General features: G+C 60.2%; 19 protein-coding genes. 5 read left to right on the forward strand and 14 right to left on the reverse strand.

Going from position 1 to position 17631, the window contains the following annotated elements:
* Nucleotides 1–260 precede the first annotated feature (260 nt).
* The 12 genes from LJE91_01250 to LJE91_01305 form a co-directional block, all read right to left on the reverse strand.
* Nucleotides 261–1409: a hypothetical protein gene (locus LJE91_01250; GenBank protein MCG6867383.1), complete on the reverse strand. Its 1149-nt coding sequence runs from the start codon at nucleotides 1407–1409 to the stop codon at nucleotides 261–263.
* Nucleotides 1410–1540: 131 nt separating this feature from the next.
* A complete protein-coding gene (locus tag LJE91_01255; GenBank protein MCG6867384.1) occupies nucleotides 1541–1921 on the reverse strand; it encodes a hypothetical protein in 381 nt (126 codons plus the stop codon).
* Nucleotides 1922–2012: 91 nt separating this feature from the next.
* Nucleotides 2013–2759 (reverse strand): PEP-CTERM/exosortase system-associated acyltransferase, encoded by a 747-nt coding sequence (locus LJE91_01260; protein ID MCG6867385.1) that lies wholly within the window; start codon nucleotides 2757–2759, stop codon nucleotides 2013–2015.
* Nucleotides 2760–2963: 204 nt separating this feature from the next.
* Complete coding sequence (locus tag LJE91_01265; GenBank protein ID MCG6867386.1) at nucleotides 2964–4556, reverse strand: peptide chain release factor 3; 1593 nt, start codon at nucleotides 4554–4556, stop codon at nucleotides 2964–2966.
* 119 nt (nucleotides 4557–4675) lie between these two features.
* Nucleotides 4676–5098, reverse strand: a complete 423-nt coding sequence (gene rimI, locus LJE91_01270) for a ribosomal protein S18-alanine N-acetyltransferase (GenBank protein MCG6867387.1) — start codon at nucleotides 5096–5098, stop codon at nucleotides 4676–4678.
* A gap of 117 nt (nucleotides 5099–5215) precedes the next feature.
* Nucleotides 5216–5986, reverse strand: coding sequence for a uracil-DNA glycosylase (locus tag LJE91_01275; GenBank protein MCG6867388.1), 771 nt, complete (start codon nucleotides 5984–5986; stop codon nucleotides 5216–5218).
* Between the two features lie 71 nt (nucleotides 5987–6057).
* Complete coding sequence (locus tag LJE91_01280; protein MCG6867389.1) at nucleotides 6058–7608, reverse strand: 2-isopropylmalate synthase; 1551 nt, start codon at nucleotides 7606–7608, stop codon at nucleotides 6058–6060.
* Nucleotides 7609–7880: 272 nt separating this feature from the next.
* Entirely contained in the window at nucleotides 7881–8654 is a 774-nt protein-coding gene (pssA, locus tag LJE91_01285) for a CDP-diacylglycerol--serine O-phosphatidyltransferase (GenBank protein MCG6867390.1), read from the reverse strand.
* Between the two features lie 280 nt (nucleotides 8655–8934).
* A complete protein-coding gene (gene ilvC, locus LJE91_01290) occupies nucleotides 8935–9951 on the reverse strand; it encodes a ketol-acid reductoisomerase (GenBank protein ID MCG6867391.1) in 1017 nt (338 codons plus the stop codon).
* Nucleotides 9952–10107: 156 nt separating this feature from the next.
* Entirely contained in the window at nucleotides 10108–10599 is a 492-nt protein-coding gene (gene ilvN, locus LJE91_01295) for an acetolactate synthase small subunit (GenBank protein MCG6867392.1), read from the reverse strand.
* A 414-nt stretch (nucleotides 10600–11013) separates the two neighbouring features.
* The gene (locus LJE91_01300) at nucleotides 11014–11244 is read right to left on the reverse strand and encodes a sulfurtransferase TusA family protein (protein ID MCG6867393.1); all 231 of its coding nucleotides are present in this window, start codon (nucleotides 11242–11244) and stop codon (nucleotides 11014–11016) included.
* 137 nt (nucleotides 11245–11381) lie between these two features.
* The gene (locus LJE91_01305; GenBank protein ID MCG6867394.1) at nucleotides 11382–11735 is read right to left on the reverse strand and encodes a rhodanese-like domain-containing protein; all 354 of its coding nucleotides are present in this window, start codon (nucleotides 11733–11735) and stop codon (nucleotides 11382–11384) included.
* Between the two features lie 442 nt (nucleotides 11736–12177).
* Here LJE91_01305 and LJE91_01310 point away from each other — a divergent pair, with 442 nt between their 5' ends.
* From LJE91_01310 to soxA, 5 genes are all read left to right on the forward strand, one after another.
* Nucleotides 12178–13629: a M48 family metalloprotease gene (locus tag LJE91_01310; GenBank protein MCG6867395.1), complete on the forward strand. Its 1452-nt coding sequence runs from the start codon at nucleotides 12178–12180 to the stop codon at nucleotides 13627–13629.
* Between the two features lie 372 nt (nucleotides 13630–14001).
* Nucleotides 14002–14394 carry a sulfur oxidation c-type cytochrome SoxX gene (soxX, locus tag LJE91_01315; protein MCG6867396.1) on the forward strand — a complete coding sequence of 131 codons (393 nt, stop codon included), beginning with the start codon at nucleotides 14002–14004 and terminating at the stop codon, nucleotides 14392–14394.
* A 38-nt stretch (nucleotides 14395–14432) separates the two neighbouring features.
* A complete protein-coding gene (gene soxY / locus LJE91_01320; protein ID MCG6867397.1) occupies nucleotides 14433–14903 on the forward strand; it encodes a thiosulfate oxidation carrier protein SoxY in 471 nt (156 codons plus the stop codon).
* A 162-nt stretch (nucleotides 14904–15065) separates the two neighbouring features.
* Nucleotides 15066–15377 carry a thiosulfate oxidation carrier complex protein SoxZ gene (soxZ, locus tag LJE91_01325; protein MCG6867398.1) on the forward strand — a complete coding sequence of 104 codons (312 nt, stop codon included), beginning with the start codon at nucleotides 15066–15068 and terminating at the stop codon, nucleotides 15375–15377.
* An 87-nt stretch (nucleotides 15378–15464) separates the two neighbouring features.
* On the forward strand, nucleotides 15465–16301 hold the full coding sequence (gene soxA / locus LJE91_01330; protein MCG6867399.1) for a sulfur oxidation c-type cytochrome SoxA: 837 nt from the start codon (nucleotides 15465–15467) through the stop codon (nucleotides 16299–16301).
* A gap of 224 nt (nucleotides 16302–16525) precedes the next feature.
* Here soxA and LJE91_01335 read toward each other — a convergent pair whose 3' ends face one another.
* Both LJE91_01335 and LJE91_01340 read right to left on the reverse strand, forming a co-directional pair.
* Entirely contained in the window at nucleotides 16526–16942 is a 417-nt protein-coding gene (locus LJE91_01335) for a CBS domain-containing protein (protein MCG6867400.1), read from the reverse strand.
* Nucleotides 16939–17289: a P-II family nitrogen regulator gene (locus tag LJE91_01340; GenBank protein MCG6867401.1), complete on the reverse strand. Its 351-nt coding sequence runs from the start codon at nucleotides 17287–17289 to the stop codon at nucleotides 16939–16941. Before LJE91_01340 ends, LJE91_01335 begins: the two co-directional genes overlap by 4 nt.
* Between the last annotated feature and the right edge of the window lie 342 nt (nucleotides 17290–17631).

Genomic DNA, 17631 nt, shown 5'->3' on the forward strand with positions numbered 1-17631 from the left:
CATACCAGATTGCGCCGGATTTTCGTTCGTCATCAAGGCGCGACAACAGGCGCATAGTGGATCTATGTCACTGTTGTCACAACACAGAGGACGGACGAAAAGACAAGCAGGATGGTATGTCATTTGACAGAAATCGCCTAAACCCGACAGGCTCCTGGACATCCGCTCCGCCGCCAGCAACCTGCCGGAGGGGGATGAGTTTGGGGCGCCCCATCGCGCCGCAGTCGAGGCCGATCCTTGACCGAACCAGCCAGAGTTTATCAGTACCTGAGCGCAATCTGTAAAGCGAATATCGACCAGTACTGTTCGATATCGGCAGGATTCGGATTGTCTTCGAGCGGCAACCATGCGGTACCGTTGACATAGTGATATTCCGCCCTCGCCAGGAGCCAGCGATTGAATCGCCAGGTGGCGCCGGCCGTCATGTCTTTGGCGAAGCGATAGAAATTCGGCACTCCCGTCTGCGCCTCGAACTCCTTACCGTCACGATCGCCGCCGTCGGTGAACAGTACGTCATAGCGCAGGAAGGCCTCCCACTTCGGGGTGAACCGGTACAACCCCTCGACATAGGCGCTCTCCCCTATCGTGGTTGCGGAGGATCCGCCGAATCCGTCCCTGGTAAATCCCCGGGGACCGAACTCGCTGGTCAGACTCCATTTCTCCGCGTTGTACTGCGCGGAAAAGATGATCGGAAAAAACGTGATATCTCCCGCGGGCAGGGGATCAGACGGTCCACCCGGTTCGTAATGCTGCTTTTCCAGTGCCCCGGAGACGGCGAGCCGCAAGCGCCCGCCGTCGCGCTCGTAAAGAAGCCTTCCCAGAAAGGAGAGATCGCCTACGAGCTCGCCGGGGTGATCAGAACCGAGCAGCGCGCCCTCCACTCCCGTAGCCCCTGCCCTGGGATAACCGACGCCCGCCTGGAGGTAGAAATCGCCCCATTTCGAATAATAATCGCCGTAGAGCTGCCCACCGTCGGCCGAGAGCGCGAGGTCCCGGGTCCGGTCGAAGTAGATGGACTGGGGCAGAAGGATACTGGGACGCGTGAACGCCACATCGCGCGTCTCGTTGTAAAAACCCAGGGGATTGAGGAGCCGTCCCCCCCGCACGCCTACCTTGTACTCAGGGGTCGAGAATGGCGAGTAGTCGATCAATCCGTAGTCGAGCCGCACGCTGCCGTCGTCGGTGTTGCCCGCCAGGCGATACGTCCCCTGCCCGGCCAGCAGGATATCGTTCCGCGGACGCCACGACCCGTTGAGGCCGAACTCCCGAAAGTCGAATGAGACGTGGTGGTCCGTATCGCCGAACAGATTGTTTGCCGAGGTGATGACCGCGTTCTGGGCGGCAAACACGTGGATCTGGAAGTTTTCCGGCAGGGGGTTCTCCGCCCGGGATACCGTGGTCGCGGTCATTGCAAGTAGCGCCAACACGACGCCGGCAGGGGACAGAACCCGCAGCCCATTCCCGGGGACCGAACCCTTCTCCGACCGAAATACCGCGCCCGGCCCCCCTCTGCCGGCCAGCCATGACGAACAGGCTCCCCTCATGGCTTGTCCACCCTGACGACCGCAACCTCGTTGTCGATCCAGTCTTTCGGAAGGTATCCGATCGCGCCCGGCGTGGCGGCGACCCGTTCGTGCATTTCGTCCAGGGTTTTCACCCTGGACGGGGCCTGGCCCGTACCGGAGAACACGAGCCGGTCCCACGCCTGCTCGAGTTGGTATGGAAAAATATTCAGCTTGTTCTTGGCAAAGTGGCCGTGGATGTCGGACCCGTCGTCCAGCACGTAGACACGAATCGGGGAGCCGTCGGGCCACGTCGACTGACGCATGCCGAAGATTGACCGCAACGTGTTTACGTCAAGCGTCGTTACGGAGATGTCGGGGTTTACAACGACCTCCTGGGCAAACCCCGGCCCTACGATGCCGCAAAGCACACAGATCACCAGAGAACAGATACCCTGTCGGGCAGCCGTCGGGAGGGATTGCCGGGCAGGTCGAACCGGGTTCACGCGGTCAGTTCTCCGGCGGCGGATACAGTCGACCGCCCTCCGTAAGCAGATCCCAGATATCCCTGTGTTTGTGATAGGCCTTCGCATTGATATCCGAGACCACGCCCAGGTAGGGCCTGCGCTTGCCGTGATATTCCACAACCGGACCGATCGGCAAGAGATCCAGCCCAAACCGGGACAGCAGGCGATTCAGACCGGGCTCCATCCCCGCCAGCCAGTGAGTGACGTTTCGTTCGGCGGTCAACCGGAGCGCGGCCGCCATCAGGCCCAGGACCGGATGAGGAAAGGTCGGACGACCCTCTCGCCCTCGTCCTTCCCTGATGTTTAGATCGTTACCGAAGCGGGAGGATCTCTCGTCCTTGCGCTGGCGAAACCGGGCGCTCAGAATCAATCGCGAGATTTCCGCCGTGGTTTCGCGCGGCAGGTCTCTCATCAGATCGACGTCGATCCGGTTCCCGGCAAATTCCTCCAGGGGAAACGGAAGCGCGGCATCTTCGGGGTTGGGCAGCACAAGACGAACCGCGCCAGCCACCGCCAGGGTCGGCCGGTGACGCAACATGCAATGAACGGAGTGCGGATCGAACTCGTCACGCTCCCTGCCGTCGGGGTAGCGCCATTCCTCGAAATCCGGCAAATGGATCTCGTGGCAGTAGACCTGGTAGCGCAGGCGAAATACCTCGTCCAGCAGCTCCGGTGTCGCTGCTGGAACTACCTCAAAATAATGTGAGAAAGCGGATTTCAGGTCGTTCATGACGGCCCTTGTTATCTGCGCGTAATTTGTATTCTAGCCTATACACTCCGTAAACTTGGCGGATCCCGGCTCCATCCTCGGGGAGAAGGCGATGAATCCCTCATCGCATTGGTCACCCGACAAGCCCATCGCGTCGTTCCGGGGTTAGGCTTCGCCGCTGTCTACCCACTGCTGCACGGCGGACGCGACACGATCGACCCCCCGCTATGCATAGAGCCCGTGTTCACGCGTCTCCTGAAACCGGATCTCCGGCCACTTCTCCTCGGTCATCTGCAGGTTGATGCGCGTCGGGGCGATATAGACCAGATCCCCCGCGTGATCGAGCGCGAGGTGCGCCGCCGCCTTGTCTCTGAAACGCTGCAGCATCTCCGCGTCTTCGCAAAGAATCCAGCGCGCCGCGTTGACATTGACGGGCTCGAAGAAGCAGTCGGCGTTGTACTCGGACTGCAACCGGTGGGCGACCACATCGAACTGCAGCACGCCCACGGCTCCCAGAATCAGATCGTTACCGATCAGGGGCCGAAACAACTGCGTGGCGCCTTCCTCGCAGAGCTGGATCAGCCCCTTCTGCAACGCCTTGAGCTTCAGCGGGTCCCTGAGCTGGGCGCGGCGGAACAATTCGGGCGCGAAATTCGGGATTCCTGTGAAGGCGAGTTCTTCGCCTTCGGTAAAGGTGTCTCCGATGCGGATGGTGCCGTGGTTGTGCAGTCCGATGATGTCCCCGGGGTATGCCGTATCAACGTGTTCGCGGTCGGAGGCCATGAAGGTTAGCGCGTCCGACACCTTGACGTCGCGGGCGATGCGGACATGCCGCAGTTTCATTCCCTTGCGAAACGACCCCGAGCAGATCCGCACGAAGGCGATACGGTCTCTGTGCTGCGGGTCCATGTTCGCCTGGATCTTGAACACGAATCCGGTGAAGCGGGGCTCGTGCGGATCCACGTCCCGGCTGCGCGTGTTTCCCTTCAACGGCGCCGGCGCATCAACCACGAACCGGTCGAGCAGTTCCCGAACACCGAAATTGTTGATTGCCGAGCCGAAGAACACGGGTGTCTGCCGCCCCGCGAGATAATCGTCGAGGACGAACTCGTGACTCGCCCCCCTTACCAGTTCGATCTCCTCGCGCAACTCCCCGGCCTGCGGACCGAGGACCTCGTCCAGTCGGGGATTGCCCAACCCGTCGATGACCTCCCCCTCCTGGACCCGTCCGCCGTGCGCCGGTTTGAACAGATGGACGCGATCGTCGGCAATATGGAATACCCCCCGGAACCGCTTGCCCATCCCGATTGGCCAGGTCACCGGCGCGCACTGAATGTCTAGGACCGACTCGATCTCATCAAGCAGTTCGATCGATTCGCGGCCCTCCCGATCCAGCTTGTTGATGAAGGTCATGATGGGCGTGTCCCGCAGCCGGCACACCTCCATCAGTTTCACGGTACGCGCCTCGACCCCCTTGGCGGCATCGATCACCATCAGGGCCGAATCGACCGCCGTCAACGTGCGGTAGGTGTCCTCGGAAAAATCTTCGTGACCGGGCGTATCGAGAAGATTGACGATCCGCTCATGATACGGAAACTGCATCACGGAACTGGTCACGGATATGCCGCGCTGCTTTTCCAGCGCCATCCAGTCCGAGGTCGCATGTCGCGACGCCTTGCGTCCCTTGACGGTACCCGCGAGCTGGATGGCCCCACCGTAGAGCAAAAGTTTCTCGGTCAGGGTGGTTTTCCCCGCATCAGGATGAGAGATGATGGCGAAGCTACGCCGTTTCCCCGTTTCTTCGGTGTGGGTGGACATATCCGTTCTATCGAAATGGCAAACCGGGGATTATACCCGCCGCATCGCACCGGCCGGAATCGCGGCGCTCCCCGAAGCGGGTGGCGCAGGCAGCTTCGCACCCACCACAGCGGACAACGCTAGAGGACACGCGCGAACACCAGTGCGTCCTCGCGTCCGGTTACCGAGGGGTAGTAACCGCGTCGCCGGCCGATCTCGCAGAAACCTTCTGACAGATACAGGCCGATCGCCGGTTCGTTCGATTCCCTGACCTCCAGGAACACCGTATCGGCGCCCTGGAGACGCGCGACGCTCAGCAGCCGGCGCAGCAGCGTACGGCCAATGCCTTGGCCGTGTCGATCCGGACGGACGCAGAGGTTCAGGATGTGGCACTCGCCGGCCCCGAGAGACAAAATGCCGTAGGCCAGGATCTCTTTCCCCGAGTGGCATACCAGGCCGGAGTATCCCCACCGCATGCAGTCCCTGAAGATCCCTTCCGTCCAGGGATGCGCATAGGCGCGGGACTCGATCTCCAGGATTGCCCGCAGATCCACCGGGCGCATCGCACGAATGATGAAGTCCGGGGCCCTGACGGCGGCGCTCACCGAACGTTTTCTCCCGTTCTGTCGTTCACGGGGCATCATCTCGCCTGTACAGTTCGGACACCGGAAACCCGCTGCTCAGACCTTCGCCAGCAGCAGCGAGCGCGCCATTCGCAGATCCTCCCAGGCCTTACGCTTTTCGGTCGGGCTGCGCAGCAGATACGCCGGATGGTAGGTCACCACGACGGGAATCCCGGTCTCCTCGTACTGATGCGGCCTGCCGCGCAGTTGCGAGATCGGTCGATCGGTCTGCAGGAGGTTCTGGGAGGCCACGCGTCCCAGTGTCACGATAATCCCGGGGGACAACAGCGCGATCTGCCGCCGCAGATAGGGTCGGCACCTGAGAGACTCTTCCGGCGCTGGGTCCCGGTTACCGGGGGGGCGGCACTTGAGGATGTTCGCGATATAGACCGCCTCGCGCCGATAACCCAGCGCCCGGATCATGTTGGTCAGAAGCTGGCCCGCACGACCGACGAACGGCTCTCCCTGACGGTCCTCGTCGGCGCCGGGCGCCTCCCCGATGAACAGCCATCGCGCCTCGCGGTTCCCGGTACCGAACACCGTCCGCTTGCGGGTACGATGCAGGGCACAGAGGGTGCAGGACGGAACCGTCCGCTGCAGATCGTCCCAGTCCATCGATTCGACGGTCGGTTCGCCTGGCGCCCGAAGCACCGGGTCCGACGGCGGGAGCGTCGCGGCACTCCCATGTTCCGGCGCACCTGGCGGTCGAACCACCTCCCGCGGGGGTGTAGCTGCCGAAACATCTCCCGGTTTCCTGCGCACCCAGACCGGGACCCCAAGGGCCTCGAGGTAGGCGAGTTGGCGGAGATCGGGTTCCGGCGCCGACACCTTATCGATCCCCAATGCCACGGCCCGCCATACCCGCACACCCCGTGTACACGATTCTCATGGCGGCGGCCTCAGATATGCTCAATCTGGGGATGGGCCCGCCGCACCCGTTGCGCAAGCTTGTTCAGGGCGTTGAGATAGGCCTTCGCCGAGGCGATGACGATATCGGTATCGGCCCCCTGCCCGTTGACGATACGCCCGCCCTTCTCCAGGCGGACCGTCACCTCGCCCTGCGCATCCGTGCCCCCGGTGATGGCGTTGACGGAATAGATCTGCAACGACGCCCGGCTGTCGACGATCGACTCGACTGCCTTGAATGCCGCATCCACCGGACCGCTGCCCTTGGATTCACCGCTGGTCTCGTCGCCCTCGGCGGATAGGGTGACGATCGCATACGGGACCTCACCAGTCTCCGAACACACCTTCAGGGAAACCAGCCGGTAGAGGTCCTCGTAGGTCGCCGACTCGGTCTCCGACACCAGCGTCTGAAGGTCCTCATCGTAGATATCGTGCTTCTTGTCCGCGAGAACCTTGAACCTGGCAAACGCATCGTTCAGCTCCTGCTCAGAGGAGAGCTCTATACCGATCTCCGCCAGCCTGGCGCGAAACGCGTTCCGCCCTGAATGCTTGCCCAGCACGATTCGGTTCTCCAGCCAGCCGACGTCCTGGGCGCGCATGATCTCGTAGGTCTCGCGCGACTTCAGCACCCCGTCCTGATGGATTCCGGATTCGTGGGCGAATGCGTTCGCACCGACGATCGCTTTGTTGGGCTGAACCGCAAACCCGGTGACCGTCGAGACCAGTCGTGAGGTCGGCACGATCTGCGTCGTATCGATTCGCGTATCGCAGGGAAAGACATCCTGGCGCGTGCGGACGGTCATTACGATCTCCTCCAGCGAGGCGTTCCCGGCCCGCTCGCCGAGCCCGTTGATCGTACACTCGACCTGTCTCGCGCCGTTGAGAACCGCGGACAGCGAGTTGGCCACCGCGAGACCGAGATCGTTGTGGCAGTGCACCGAGAAGACCGCCTTGTCCGAGTTGGGTACGCGCTCGATCAACTGGGCGACCAGTTCGCCGAACTGCTGCGGAATGTTGTACCCGACCGTGTCGGGGATATTGATCGTCGTGGCCCCTGCATCGACCACGCTCTCGATGACCCGGCACAGGAAATCGGGTTCCGATCGCCCGGCATCTTCCGGCGAGAACTCGATGTTGTCCGTGTACCGGCGCGCCCGCTTGACTGCGGAGACCGCCTGATCGACGACCTGGTCCGGGGTCATGCGCAGCTTGGATTTCATGTGGATCGCAGACGTGGCGATGAACGTGTGTATCCGCGCGCGCTCGGCGTTTGCCAGCGCCTCGCCGGCTCGATCGATATCCTTGTCCAGCGCCCGGGCGAGCCCGCATACCGTGCTCTCACGAACCGTCTCCGCCACCGCCTTGACGGACTCGAAGTCCCCCGGACTGGCGATGGGAAATCCTGCCTCGATCACATCCACCTGCATCCGCTCCAGCGAACGCGCGATGCGAATCTTCTCATCCCGAGTCATCGACGCCCCGGGACTCTGCTCCCCGTCCCTCAAGGTCGTATCGAAAATGATCAACTGCTCTTTTGCCGTCATGTCGGTCCTCTGCTTGTCCTGAGGGCCGCACACGGGAAAGTTGCCGGTGCGACCGATTCTGAATGGGATTGAATGCTGTGCGTAAAGCCTCGCCAGGCGAATATGTGCCGCTAGTGCGGCAGTCGAAGGACGGACAGCAGTTCTGAAGCACCGGGGAACGACGAGAAGCGTTTGCCGCACGGGGACGGCAACGGGAAATGGACAACCCTGAACGCGAAATGGAGCATTGGTTTAATATAGGCCCTTGTCACCCAATTGCCAAGGATTCTCCATCACTTGCTCGGCGTGGATGTCTTGGGTCTGCACCTGCGCAGGCGCAGCAGATACAGCACCGGACCCGACAGCGCGTAGACGGCGAACCCGGTGAACAGGACCTTGGGTGGGTCCATGGCGGTGAACATGAACGCCAGGACGATGGCCAGGACCGCGAGAAACGAAACGCGGTGTCGCGGATGGAAGTCCTTGAAGCTGTAGTAGCTGAACCGGCTCACCATCAGGCTGCCAGCGGCGATGACGAGCAGGAATGCCAGAACCCTGCCGTCTTCCCCCGGAATGCCCAGGTCGTGCCAGACCCATACCATCCCCGTGGTCAAGGCCGCGGCAGAAGGGCTCGGCAGACCCTGGAAGTATCGCTTGTCGGACACACCGGACAGGGTGTTGAACCGCGCCAGCCGCAACGCCGCGGCCGCCGTGTAGAAAAACGCCGCCAGCCAGCCCAGTTTGGCCCAGCCCCAGCCAACACTGTTCATGTAAACCAGCGCCCATTCGTACAGGACAAGGGCGGGCGCCAGCCCGAAGGACACCATATCCGACAGGGAATCGTACTGCGCGCCGAACTCGCTGGAGGTGTTGGTCCACCTCGCGATCCTGCCGTCCACGCCATCGAGCAGCATGGCAACGTACACGGCGACAGCCGCGGCTTCGAAGCGCCCCCCCATCGCTGCGACGATCGCATAAAACCCCGCGAACATCGCGGCAGTTGTGAAAAGGTTCGGCAGCAGATAGATCCCCCTGCGGGCACCGCCGTTTTCTTGCTGTTCCGCCATCAGATCGCTTCTACCCTCGCCCCGGGGCACAACGGATATATACCCGTCACGGACAGGTTTCCCCGGCATTCGCACGCCCTCTTCGTCCCGTGGCGGCGTTGCGATTCCTTGCAATAGAGCGGCTATTACGCGTCATCGCGCCTTGCCACGAAACGAATATGACACGCACTTTCTCGTGAAAACCTGTCCGCGACGGGTATAGACCGCTGATGCCAGCGCAACGCAGCAGCGAACGGGGATGGACCGGCCGCCAGCGCGAAGGGCATGTTGGCGGGGTCTGTCAATTCCTGGATTTATCCACGATCCTGCGTTCGCTGATCCAGGGCATCATTGCACGCAGGCGCGACCCGACCTCCTCGATGGGGTGTTCCGCCGACAGACGGCGACCCGCCTTGAGTACCGGCGCGCCAGACTGGTTCTCGAGTATGAACTCGCGCGCGAACTCGCCGTTCTGGATCTCCTTCAGGATTCGCCCCATCTCCGCTTTTGTCCCGGCGTTCACGACCCGGGGCCCGCGCGTCATGTCGCCATACTCGGCCGTATTCGAGATCGAGTAACGCATGTTTGCGATGCCGCCCTCGTACATCAGGTCGACAATGAGCTTCAGTTCGTGCAGGCACTCGAAGTACGCCATCTCGGGGGCGTATCCCGCCTCTACCAGCGTCTCGAAGCCCGCCTGCACCAGCGCGGTAGCCCCGCCGCACAGGACCGCCTGCTCTCCGAACAGGTCAGTCTCCGTCTCCTCACGGAACGTCGTCTCGATGATGCCTGCACGGCCTCCACCGTTGGCCGACGCATACGACAGGGCAATCTCCTTCGCCTGACCGGAAGCATCACGGTAGACCGCGATCAGACTTGGAACGCCGCCCCCTTCGGTATAGGTCGACCTGACAAGATGCCCCGGGCCCTTAGGCGCCACCATCAACACATCGAGATCCTCTCGCGGTGCAATTTGCTGGAAGTGGATATTGAACCCATGGGCAAACGCCAGTGCGGCGCCTTGTCCGATATTCGGCTCGACCTCGTCGCGGTAGAGGGCGGCCTGATGCTCGTCGGGCGCCAGGACCATGACCAAATCCGCCTCCCGCACCGCCTCCGGGATGGACTTGACCGTCAGTCCGGCACCGATCGCCTTGGCCTCGGAGGCAGATCCCGGTCGCAGACCGACGGTCACCTCTACCCCGGATTCCTTGAGATTGTTCGCATGGGCATGGCCCTGGGAGCCATAGCCGATAATCGAGACGCGGCGCTCCTGGATGACCGAAAGGTCGACGTCTTTGTCATAGTAGATATTCATCTCCATTCTCCTTAGTGCTGTTTGCGCAGGCTCCCGCGGACTACCGAGTCACGGAAATCCTGCGAATCTGCTTCATCCGGGATGACGACAGAAACCGGGGCCACGGCAGGGCTACCGGCAGGCAACGGGACACACTGTGCCGTTGACCGGAAATGCCTAGTATTTCAGGACGGCATCGCCCCTGGCGATCGCCATGACACCCGAACGGACCACTTCAAGGATGGATCGGGAACCCAGCGCCCGGATCAATGCCTCCAGCTTCGCGCCAGTTCCCGTCAGCTCGATCGTGTATGTCTTCTCGTCGACGTCGATGATACGTCCTCGAAAGATGTCGGCCAGGCGCTTGATCTCCTCACGATCCTCTCCACGGGCAATCACCTTCAGCAGCATCATTTCCCGCTCGATGTGATCGAACTCCGTCATGTCCATCAGTTTCACGACATCGACGAGTTTGTTGAGTTGCTTGACAATCTGGGAAATCACCTCTTCGCTACCGCTAGTGACAACCGTCATGCGAGACAGCGACGGATCATCGGTGGTTGCGACGGTCAGTGACTCGATATTGTAGCCGCGGGCAGAGAACAACCCGGAGACACGCGAAAGCGCGCCTGCTTCATTCTCGAGCAGCAGGGATACTATGTGCCTCATCGAATCATCATAACGCCAGACGCGGGGTCTTCCGGGACACCTGCCGCCAATCTCCATGCAGGCATCGGACCCCTGGTTGAAAAGGTAACGGAGGCGGGGTTCGTGCCGGCTCCCGGTCCGTGGCCTGGAGCGGTTCGTAGTACCCGGGAAAACACCGCGTGAGTATCGGTGTGTCGTTGATTCACAGAGGCTGCCATGCCACCCGGTCTGCGCGCGATCGGTGTACGCGATGCCTCTCACCTCATCGACGGTTTTTCCCGATCGCCCGCATCACCAGAAATCCAGGCTGGCCAGTTCGGGCCCCGGCGTACTCGCAGAAACGGAGAATGCCGGGACGATCGCCGCCAACACCGGGTACGTGGCTGATGGTCCGCCATCCAACCGGCGCGGTCCGGACCACGCCGGAAGTGCGCTTCAGGACTTCTTCATCAGGAAATAGAATTTCCCACCTTCCTCGCGAGAATCCATCAACTCGTTGCCAGTCTGCTTTGAAAATGCCTCGAAATCCTTCACTGAACCGGGATCCGTGGCAATGATATGAAGCACCTGGCCCGATTCCATGCCGCCCAGAGCCTTCTTTGCCCTGAGTATCGGCAAAGGACAGTTCAGCCCGGTCGCGTCCAGTTCCTGGTCAAAGTCCGCCATGTTCCACTCCTTAACTGATGTTATTGCCTTAAATTAGTGTATTACCGAAAACTCCGGTTGGGCACGAACTTATATTCGATGCCTTGTCAAAACGCAAGGGAACCGGTCATCGGGAAGGGACTTACCCTAGCTTCTCATCAGGCCGCGTTGGAGTAATTCGGAGTGCCCAACGTATTTCCGGATGAAACCCACGCGAACACACCACCTTTCAGGTTGTACACGTCGGTGAATCCGTGCTGGGTCAGGAATGCCGCGGCCTGAAAAGACCTGGCACCGGTTCGACACACGAATACGGCCGGATTGTCGCCGCTGATCCCCTCGGCGACCTCTATCATCTTCAAAGGCAGCAAATGCAGCGGCAACAGTTCCGATCCGGCGATCAGGCCGCGACCGGTTTCCATCGGTGAACGCACGTCGATGAGCCTGATATTTCGACCCTCGTCCATCCACTGCTTGAGCGTAGCGGTATCGATTTCCCGTACCGGATCCATGTTGAAAAGCACCCCTTGAGTATATTAGATATTGTTAATATTTTACAATCATTTGAGTGCTTCGTACACCTGAACTCGCGTATGGAGTTCGACGGCCGTACACCGTCAAGACTACCGCTCGACGTGTGTCTCCCACCCGAACCGGACTCGGACTCGACGCCGAGCGATGCTGCGGTTACAGTGACACGTTGATCAGCAATATGCTTTCAAGCGATCGTGGCTTTCAAGAGACTGGGCGTCAGGTCGCTTCAACCGGCCACGGACCAATAGCCGCGGGCCGCAGTAGCTATGCGCCGCGTGGTCATCCGGTGTGCGGACTCGCCGACGCCATGTCATGTCCGGCCCCCCCCCCTGGGAAGCCGGCCTCGATGCGGATTCCCCGTTTGGGCCATTTTCACAATGAAGACCTATGATCAGACCGGACACATTCACCTGACAGTCCATGCCGACTTCCGGATACATCTCGCGCTGGCTCAAGGTTGTCATCGTGTCGCTCGCGTTCTGCTTGCCAGCGACTGAAAACCCGATCGCCGAGGAACGGGACATCGTGCTTCCCGATATCGGGGATCCGGCCAGTGCCGTACTGAGCCGAGCCGAGGAACGGCAGCTCGGCAAGATCATTCTCGGCCAGATCAGGAACTCATTCCCCATCGTCGAAGACCCGGAACTGAACACCTACATCCAGTCCCTGGGTACTCGCCTGATCACCGAAGGACTGGACTCCGACCTCGAGTTTCATTTCCTTCTGATCGACGATCCCAGCATCAACGCATTTGCCACCCCGGGGGGTGTGATCGCGGTACACACCGGACTCCTTACGGGCGCCTCGAACGAGAGCGAACTGGCCGGCGTTGTTGCGCACGAAATCGCGCACGTGGAACAACGCCACATGGCGCGGACCTACGCCAATGCCGGCACGATAAACATCGCCACCGCGCTGGGCGTGCTGGCATCGATCGCCGCCGGCATGCTGGACCCCAACCTCGGGGCCGCGGGCATCCAGGGTACGCTTGCGGCATCCGCCCAGGCGCAACTGGCGTTTTCCCGCTCTAACGAACGCGAGGCCGACCGGTTAGGGATGCAACTGTTGACCGCAGCCGGCTACAACCCCAACGGCATGCCGAGCTTCTTCGAAAAGCTGCAGAAAGCCAACCAGCTGAACGCGGGACCGACGCTCGAGTTCTTGAGTACCCATCCCGTTACCCTGAGTCGGATCAGCGACACCCGCAACCGGGCCGAACAGCTCATCACACAGGGCAGGCGGCAATATCTGGACGATACGGAAACCTTCCAATACGCCAAGGCAAGACTTGTCGCCCTTGGCGTCTCCCCGACCGCGCTGATCGACAAGGCCAGAAAGAAGGAACTGGACCGAACCGAGTCCTATGCCTATGCCATCGCACTGACTCGCAACGGCGACACGGACGAGGCCATCGCCATACTGAACCGTCTGCTCCAGACCGACCCGGATAACCTATGGTTGCAGCTGGCCCTGGCACAGGCGTATATGAAGAGCTGGCGCCTGCCCCAGGCCGTTGAACTGCTGCAGGACATTAATGACATCTACCCCAACCAGGAAGCGGTGGTCTACTATCTCGCCCAGAGCCTGCTGGACCAGAAACGGGGGGGCGAAGCCCTGCGTGTACTTGATACCATTCCCGTCAAGCGCGTCAGCAACCCCGCACTGTACAAACTGCGGGCGGAAGCTGGCGCCCAGGCCGGACAACCCTGGCTCAGTCACGAGGCCCTGGCGGATTACTACCTGCAGTACGGCCACTACAGCGCGGCCCTGGAGCAACTGGAACTGGCGCTTCAGGGTCAGGGTATCAATCCCGTTGCGCAGGCCCGGATTCGTGCAGAACGCAAAGAGCTGAAGGAACTGGCGGAGAAATAGCAACAGCCCTACTTTCAGGGGTCGCCAGCACCCTTGCTAAACGCTTTTTTAGCTGTATCCTTAGTTGGATTACGCTCGGGTATTCTACGCAGCAACGCGCCGGATATCTATCCGGGGCTGATTGTGTGATCTGGTAGTCGGTTCTGGACGTACTGTCCCTAGGTCCGGACCCCGGTTAGGTCTGTGTTGCCGGGTTTGGCATACTCGGCCGTTTCTGATTGTTTTTCGGTGGTTCCGGGTGCTACGGCACGATAACCAAGGAACGGAGAGAAACCCCCACTCGGCGTACCATAGATGCGCGATCGGGGTAGGTCGGCGCCGAAGCGAGTCATTGTAGTTGATAAAGGCACTATAAACCATCAGGAGGAGACAATGCGGAGACCCGCCAAACACCTGTCCCTGACTGCATCTGCGGCCACGCTTTTCGGTAGTGTCACGCTTGCCGCTATCGCCCTGACCGCGCAGGGCGTCGCGGCAGCGCCAAACCAGGATGACATCATCGAGAAGGGTCGCGAGGTGGCTTTCGACAGAAGCAAAGGCAACTGCCTTGCCTGCCACGCTATCGAAGGAGGCACGCTTCCAGGCAATATCGGTCCGCCGCTCATTGCCATGAAGGCGAGATTTCCTGACAAGGCCAAGCTCAAGGCTCAGATCGGGGATGCCACCAAGGCCAACCCGAACACGATCATGCCCCCTTTCGCTAAGTACGGGATCGTCAGCGACGATGAACTCGATGCCATCACCGAGTTCATCTATACACTTTAAGCATCAGATTAAGCATGAGATCAGGAGGATACATTCAGATGAATGAGACACGCAGAGTATTCCTTAAGGGAAGCCTGGCTGCCGGAGCGGTTGGCGTTGCAGTCGGAGCCGGTTTGCTGACCCCGCGCTCGATACTGGCGGCATGGCCGCAGTCCGCTTTCGAAGCCAAGTCCGTCGATGCCGCGCTTTCGGCCGCCGTCGGCAGCGACAAAACCGAAGCTTCAAGCGACATCACCGTCAAGGCCCCCGACATCGCAGAGAACGGTGCGGTGGTCCCGATCACCGTGAGCACCGGCATGGCCGGCGCATCGATGATCGCGTTGATCGCCGAACAGAATGCAACCCCGCTGACTTCGACCTTTGAACTCGGTGAGGGGACAGAGGCATTCATCTCCACCCGCATCAAAATGGGCAAGACCTCCAACGTGCTTGCGATCGTCAAGGCCGATGGAAAGCTGTACAGCGCGAAGAAGGAAGTCAAGGTCACCATCGGTGGTTGCGGCGGCTAGGGCGCCGTAAACCTGCGATCCGCGCGTTGAGCGCGCAATCCCGAATGATGGAGCGGATGTTCCGTCATTGTCGGACCTCCCGGAGCAACGACTGGGCGGACCTGGTGCCCGGACGATCATCACAGTTCCCTTAACTGAATACATTCTCGAGGAAAATCACTCATGGCAAATTCAATCAAGGTTCGCGCCAAAGAGGACGGCGGTGTCGTTACCGTCAAGGCGCTGATCAGCCATCCCATGGAAACCGGCTTGCGCAAGGACAAGAAGACCGGGAAGCCGATTCCGGCACATTTCATCCAGGAAGTCGACGTGGACTCGAACGGCAAGCGACAGCTGACTGCCTACTGGGGTGGCAGCATATCTAAAAATCCCTACCTGTCATTCAAGTATGCAGGCAAAAAAGGGGACAAACTCACGGTGTCCTGGACCGACAACAAAGGGGAAAAGGACAGCGACGAGGCATCGGTAAGTTAGGCTGCAGCACCACTGCAAGGGCCGGGACTTCCGGTCCTTGGCGCAGTTGCCCCACCAAATCAAAGTTCCGAGGATGGAGGAGATTCAGTGAAAGCCATTATTGCCACCGTCACGGCCACATTCCTGATCTCCCTTATGGGATCTCAGGTTGTGCTGGCCTCACCCAAAGAAGACCTGGAGAGCTTCCGGGCCTACTTCAAGAGTAAGTTTCCGGATACCCCCTTCGATGACTTTATCAATGGCGTGTATTCAATCGACCCGCCGTCTCGGGAGCAGTGGGAATCCATCGAGGAATTCCCGCCCTACGAAATCAATATCGAGAACGGAGAAGGACTCTTCAACAAGCCGTTCAAAAACGGGAAGACCTACGCGGACTGCTTCGACAACGGCGGGAAGAACGTACGTCAGAACTACCCGTACTTCGACGAGGCGTCAAGCCAGGTCGTAACGCTGGAGATGGCGATCAACGAGTGCCGCACCAAGAACGGGGAAGAGCCGCTTGGGTTGGGCAAGGGTGAAATCGCCGATATCTCCGCCTATATGGCATTCACCTCCAGAGGCAGCAGGTTCGACGTCGAGATCCCGAACAAGGACGCCGAGGACTGGTACGAGAAGGGCAAGCACTTTTTCTACGCCAAGCGGGGGCAACTCAACATGGCTTGCGCCGATTGTCACGTGTACTACTCGGGCCGCTATGTGCGGGCGGACCTCCTGAGTCCGGCCCTGGGTCAGCCAACCCATTTCCCCGTCTATCGCTCCAAGTGGGGGGGGCTCGGCACACTGCATCGACGTTACGCGGGATGCAACGAGCAGGTTCGCGCCAAGCCCTTCAAGCTGCAGGGGGAAGAGTATCGTGCCCTCGAATACTTTCATACCTACATGAGCAACGGTCTCGAGGTAAACGGTCCGGGTGCTCGCAAGTAACCGGAAACAATAACAAGATTTCTCCAAAATTTAGCCCGGCCCCGCCGGGCTTTTTCATGCCTTACTAAGGCGATTTCTGTCAAATAACATACCATCCTGCTTGTCTTTTCGTCCGTCCTCTGTGTTGCAACACCAGTGACATAGTTCGACTATGCGTCTGTTGTTGCGTCTTGATGACGAACGAAAATCCGGCGCGATCTGGTATGTCATTTTCCGGCAATCGCCTAATCGTCCTCCGTCAACTGCGCACAGAAGCCTCGCAGAACCATATCCGCGTAGCTGACGATCCCGACCAGATTTCCATCTGTTACCACCGGCGCACACGACAGGCCGAAATTGTCGAACAGGCGGGCGCAGTAGCGTATGTCCATATCACTGTTCACCGTGATGACGGGCTTGGACATGATCTCGTAGATATTGACACGGTCCGCGGCGCGATCCTTCGCCAGCACCTTCCGGGCGATGTCGGAAAACAGCACGATCCCGTATTCATCGTCCTCGTGGCGACGATCAACGATCAGGGCCTCGGCCTTCTTTCGTTTCATTTTTCGCAGGCCATCCACCACGGTCACCATGCGGTCCACGGTCTCGTACCGGTCGGACATGACCTCCTCGACTGGGATTCTCTTCATTTCACTCACAGTTTGTCCTCCACTACATCCGTCAGGCTGCGGATCTGCTGCGTCACGCCGAAGACGTCCTCCACGTCAAGCTGGAATACGATCCCCGATCCCGGCGTTTCGTCGAAATCTCCGATCTCGGCGATATGTTCCAGGATCTGCCTGCTCAGGTGTTCCTCGACCAAAAACAACAGCATGTCGCGCTGCGTTTCCAGGTTCATGCCGAAGAAGGTCTTGGCCCTCACCAGGCCCTCGCCTCTCGCCTGGTTGAGAACCGTGGCGCCGGTGGCGCCCGCATCCCTGGCACCAACCAGGATGTCGCTGGTCTTGCTGTCCTCTACAAGGGCGATCAGTAACTTGAAATGCATTGCTCCAACCTGTCAGAAGTCATTTAAACGAAGCACGCAGCCCAACTGGCCTGCAGCCAGAACCGATTTACCGGGACTCCTGCGCGCCATGCCTTGTGCCATGCTCGGCTGTGTCGATTCCCTGCTTCATCTCAGTCTACGCGACACAGGGGAACCGTCGAGCCGCAGAGAAACAGTTGAGAAACTTCAAGCCCTGATGTCTAGGCTCTGTTGACATTTATCTGGGCGAGTGGATTTTCGAGGGATTTTTCGTCCTGACAAGGCGGATTCGATGCGCAATGCCGCCCCATTGCAAGTCGAATCCAACGCCGTCAGGGCGGAAAAGATCCGTAAAGCCGCCGT

It is taken from the genome of Gammaproteobacteria bacterium (assembly GCA_022340215.1).
Classification (GTDB): domain Bacteria; phylum Pseudomonadota; class Gammaproteobacteria; order JAJDOJ01; family JAJDOJ01; genus JAJDOJ01.